The following is a 4,619-nucleotide window of genomic DNA, read 5'->3' as shown; positions in this document are numbered from 1 at the left end:
CAAAAAGGCGATGTTATTTCCATGATCGGCTCGTCCGGTTCAGGAAAAAGTACCTTCCTTCGTTGCATCAACATGCTTGAAACACCGAGTGCTGGTGAAATTGCTCTTCACGGGGAAACCGTTAAATTCAAAACAGACAAACACGGCGAGCGGACACCTGCTGATGTAAAGCAAGTGGAAAGAATGCGCTCCAAGCTATCGATGGTATTTCAAGGCTTTAATCTTTGGTCGCATATGACGGTCATGGAGAACATCATCGAAGCGCCTGTACACGTCCTAGGCGTTTCTAAAAAGGAAGCCACCGAAAGAGCCGCTGCGCTTCTCAATAAAGTCGGAATTTACGAACGCCGTGATTATTATCCCAGCCAGATGTCCGGAGGCCAGCAACAAAGGGCCGCTATAGCGCGAGCATTGGCTATGGAACCTGAGGTATTGCTATTCGACGAGCCAACATCAGCGCTCGATCCTGAGCTTGTTGGTGAAGTTCTTAAAGTCATGCACAGCTTGGCCGACGAAGGGAGAACCATGATTGTGGTAACCCACGAAATGGCCTTTGCCCGCGATGTTTCATCACAGGTCGTATTTCTGCATGAAGGCCGCATTGAAGAACAAGGTAATCCTAAAAAAGTATTTGAAGATGCTGACTCCGAACGTGTGAGACAGTTTCTTCAACCGAAGTACTAGTTATCAGTACACAATCACTGACCTCATCAAGCGTCATTGACTGAGCTCGTAAAGAGTCATTAACGGAAGTAATCAAGAGTCATTAACGGAAGTAATCAAGAGTCATTAACGGAACTCGTAAAGAGTCACTATAAACAATAAGGGGAAATCCTCATGAAAAAACTATCGCTATTTCTAGGTTGTGTCCTAGCTGCAACAAGCAGTCTTGGCTTCGCTGCAGACAAACTTAAACTGGCTGTTGATGTCCCATATGAGCCTTTCGAATACAAAGCGCCAGATGGCACACTCACTGGCTTCGAAATTGATCTGGGCAACGCGGTTTGTGCTGAAATCAAAGCAGAGTGCGAATGGGTTATTCAAGCTTGGGACGGTATCATTCCCGGCCTTCTAGCGCGTAAATACGACGCTATCTTTTCTTCTATGTCGATCACTCCAGAGCGTGCAGAAAAAGTATTGTTCTCTGACGGTTACTACAATACGCCGTCCGCATGGTTCGGTAAGAAAGGCATGGATCTAGACGTTACGAACAAAGACGCGCTTAAGGGCAAGCGTGTAGGTGTTCAGCGAGGAACACTTCAAGATGATTACGTCACTAACCAAGTTGGCGCTGATGTTGTTGATATCAAGCGATACACGACTGCTGACGATCTAGTTCTTGATTTGACAGGCGGCCGTGTAGATCTAGTTTTCCTAGATTTCCCTGTTGGTGAGTCAACCATCCTTAAAGACGAAAGCTACCAAGCGATTGGCGAAAACGTGCAAGTTGGTGATGGTGTTGGCGTAGCGTTTCGTAAGCGCGATACAGAGCTTGCGGAGAAATTCAACGCTGCACTTAAAAAGCTGAAAGAAGACGGTACTTATGATGAGATCATGAAGAAGTACTTCGCTTACAGCATCAAGATTTAAGTAACGACGAAAATGGAGGCCTCTGGCCTCCATTTTTCAACAAAACGGACAACACACATGATCGATTTGCACGGCTATGGACCATCCATCTTTGAAGGTGCCATTCTCACCGTCGAGGTAGCAGTCCTGTCGTTGCTTCTAGCGCTCATACTTGGCCTTGCAGGTGCCATCGCCAAGCTTTCTAAAAACCCTGTTCCCCGAGTCATCGCAACCGTTTACACAACCGTCATCCGAGGGGTGCCTGATCTCGTTCTTATGCTACTGATTTTCTTTGGTGGCCAGATGCTGATGAACGAATTCTCGGACTGGCTCTATGAAGAATTCAACATTGATGTTTTTTTCAACATCAATGAATTTATTGCAGGTGTCATTACAATTGGTTTTATATTCGGTGCCTATATGGCTGAAACTTTCCGGGGCGCTTTTCAATCTGTCGATAAAGGTCAATTGGAAGCCGGTCTCGCCTATGGCATGAATCGCCGACAAATATTTTTCCGCATTTCATTCCCGCAAATGATGCGTCATGCACTACCAGGCCTTGGCAACAACTGGCTAGTCATGCTCAAAACAACCGCCTTAGTATCGATTATCGGCCTTGCGGATATGGTTCGGCTTGCTTCAGAAGCCGCAAAAGCCGTCCACGAGCCCTTTACATTTTTAATTCCTGTCGCCTTTGTTTATCTGCTGTTAACCGCGATATCTGAATGGGTATTGAAACGACTTGAAGTCAAATACAGCGCCGGTGTGGCGAGAGGGTAAGATGATGGAAGCGTTTTTAAGCCTGTTTGCCGATAATTCTATTTTCAACCCGACCACGCTGATGCATTACTGGGACGGTTTTGTCACGACGGTACAACTGGTGTTTTTGTCGCTGGTTATAGGGTTGATCATCGCGCTGCCTCTCGGCATTTTGCGCACATCAAAGAATCCTTTTATTAACTGGCCTATCTGGGCTTACGTTTATTTTTTCCGAGGTACTCCGCTGCTCGTTCAACTGTATCTCATCTACTACGGAACAGCGCAAATTAAAGGCATTCAAGACACCATCTTCTGGAATATTCTTTCTGAAGCGTTCTATCCATGCCTGATCGCATTTGTGCTCAATACCGCAGCCTACACGACCGAGATTATTCGAGGGGCAATTGAAGCAACGCCAAAAGGCGAGGTCGAGGCCGCTAAGGCCTATGGTATGAGTGCAGCGCAACGCATGCGTAGAATCATTCTTCCTGGAGCTCTGCGTCGCGGTCTACCGGCTTATGCAAATGAAGTCATCTTCATGCTCCACGCGAGCTCCATCGCAAGTGTGGTCACCATTGTTGACCTGACAGGCGCAGCGCGAGATATATACGCGCGCTATTACGCTCCGTTTGAAGCGTTCCTTTTTGTAGCGGCCATCTATTTGTGTCTAACGTTCACCTTGATTTATGTGTTTCGCAAGATCGAAACCCGCATCATGGCGCACACCCGCCCCATCTCCTAACGGAGCGAGCAATGCCCGAAAACGAGCACCTGCTAAATCAGCATTCGTTTATCGAAGCAACCTTAGGGAACAATCTTTGGCGCCAAAGCCAGGCCTTGTGTCTGGAGGATGGCACCAAGATAATGACACGCGCCAAAGGCGTCGTAGAGCTACTACCGATAAAACAGAATAAACGCGGCTTGCTGCTTTCCGCCGGCATCCACGGTAACGAAACAGCCCCCATCGAACTTCTTGATAAGCTACTTACAGACTGCATCTTAGGCCGGATAGTCGTTAAGCGCCCCACCCTCTTAATACTTGGACATCCTCAAGCAATAAAAGCGGAAAAGCGCTTTGTTGAACACAACATGAATCGACTTTTTATGGGCGTACACGAGCGCAAAGCATTTCGTGGATCCATTGATGCAGAGAGAGCCAACATTCTCGAGTTACAGGTTAAACGATTTGCGAGCCGACACTCCCTCATCGAACATTATGATCTACACACCGCCATTCGAGACTCGACTATAGAGCGCTTCGCACTCCAGCCAAAGCGAGAACATGAGCCAATCACCAGAGTTTCAGAACTGCACAGACTCGTGTTTAAGGATATGGGAGTCAACGCGCTCGTTTATCAGCACAAACCAGCGTCAACCTTTTCATCGTATACCTCCAGAACGTTCAAGAGCGACTCGTATACGGTTGAGCTAGGCAAGGTGCGCCGCTTTGGTGAAAACGACTTAGAGCGTTATACAAACACATATAACAGTCTTTGCGGGCGAGTATCAGACATCACACACAGCGTCCCCCCTCAAGACCATCAAATCGAGGATATCACCGAGTTTGAAGTGTGCCATGAAATCGTCAAGGATGATGCCGCATTTGAGCTACTTGTGTCTGAGGACGCGGCCAATTTTAAAGAATTCGAACAAGGCGAGATGGTCTCACGTTCGCCTTGCTCAGAGTATACCGTTCAAAATGAGCGTGAGTTTCTTATTTTCCCCAATAATAAGGTGCCCATTGGTCAACGCGCGGGACTAATGCTGAAACGCGTAAATCGCAGGTAAACCCAGTAATTGCGTCAATTCATCAAGTGCAGTCATCGACTCAGCAATCAGTCTCGGATCGGCCAAATCTGATTGCGAAATCTGATCTCTGTAGTGGCGCTCGACCCACGCCGACAAGATACCATAGAGATTATCCGTCATTAGAACCCCTGGGTGGACCGCAGCTAACTCATCTTCCGTTAGTGCAACACGTAATCTCAGACAGGCAGGACCACCGCCATTCTTCATACTTTGCTTGAGGTCAAAACTCATCACTTCTCGAATCGGATTATCGCCTGCCACAAGCTTCTTGAGGAAGCGCTGCACAGACGGCGTATCATCACATTCCGAAGGCACAACGAGCATCATTTCACCTTCGCTGGTAGTCACCAACTGGCTATTAAAGAGATAACTTGAAACCGCATCATGCAGAGGCACTTCGTGCTCAGGAACGGTAATCACCAACAGCTCTGTATCACCAAGCTTGGCTTTAAGCTCGCTGATCACCTCATCTTGTCTAAGGA

6 protein-coding genes are annotated in these 4,619 nt (G+C 47.5%); 5 read left to right on the top strand and 1 reads right to left on the bottom strand.

The genetic code is table 11. The features are described 5' to 3' along the window. From A3751_RS09020 to A3751_RS09000, 5 genes are all read left to right on the top strand, one after another. A partial coding sequence (locus A3751_RS09020; protein ID WP_068454655.1) for an ABC transporter ATP-binding protein occupies positions 1-684 on the top strand: 684 nt, incomplete at its 5' end. Positions 685-837: 153 nt separating this feature from the next. Continuing rightward, positions 838-1,590, top strand: coding sequence for a transporter substrate-binding domain-containing protein (locus A3751_RS09015; protein ID WP_068454652.1), 753 nt, complete (start codon positions 838-840; stop codon positions 1,588-1,590). 57 nt (positions 1,591-1,647) lie between these two features. After that, positions 1,648-2,349, top strand: coding sequence for an ABC transporter permease (locus A3751_RS09010; RefSeq protein ID WP_068454648.1), 702 nt, complete (start codon positions 1,648-1,650; stop codon positions 2,347-2,349). A gap of 1 nt (position 2,350) precedes the next feature. Beyond that, positions 2,351-3,070 carry an ABC transporter permease gene (locus tag A3751_RS09005; RefSeq protein ID WP_068454644.1) on the top strand — a complete coding sequence of 240 codons (720 nt, stop codon included), beginning with the start codon at positions 2,351-2,353 and terminating at the stop codon, positions 3,068-3,070. A gap of 11 nt (positions 3,071-3,081) precedes the next feature. Continuing rightward, complete coding sequence (locus tag A3751_RS09000) at positions 3,082-4,116, top strand: succinylglutamate desuccinylase (protein ID WP_068454640.1); 1,035 nt, start codon at positions 3,082-3,084, stop codon at positions 4,114-4,116. Here the strand turns inward: A3751_RS09000 and A3751_RS08995 are convergent. After that, a partial coding sequence (locus tag A3751_RS08995) for an N-succinylarginine dihydrolase (RefSeq protein ID WP_197466248.1) occupies positions 4,087-4,619 on the bottom strand: 533 nt, incomplete at its 5' end. The genes A3751_RS09000 and A3751_RS08995 overlap by 30 nt on opposite strands.

Source organism: Oleiphilus sp. HI0080 (genome assembly GCF_001635135.1).
The sequence above is the reverse complement of the archived record's forward strand: the minus strand, read 5'-3'. Positions and strand labels throughout refer to the sequence as shown.